We start from the raw sequence: 271 nt of genomic DNA, 5'->3' as shown, positions 1-271 counted from the left end.
CTTTTAAATACAGCTGTAGAGGTTTGAGGAAACATCTTAACAAGCAATTCTTTAATATTTGCTTTATGAAGCCTTTTTATTACTCTTCCGAAAATATTCAATTGTTCACCATTTCTACTACACCCCAGAAAATCAATTTCAGAATTATTTTTAAGAATTTGCATCTGGCGTTCTAATTTGTTTGGAAGCCATTCATCATCACTATCTAACAACGCAATATAAAATCCAGTTGCATTTTTCAAACCTAAGTTTCTAGCCGAAGAAACGCCTC

Annotated in this window: 1 protein-coding gene; it reads right to left on the bottom strand. The window is 32.5% G+C overall.

The window, feature by feature from the left end; genetic code table 11:
- A partial coding sequence (locus ACWA1B_RS22715) for a glycosyltransferase family 2 protein (protein WP_456910885.1) occupies positions 1-271 on the bottom strand: 271 nt, incomplete at both ends.

This window comes from Flavobacterium xizangense, from assembly GCF_054075145.1.
This window is presented reverse-complemented; position numbering and strand designations above follow the sequence as displayed.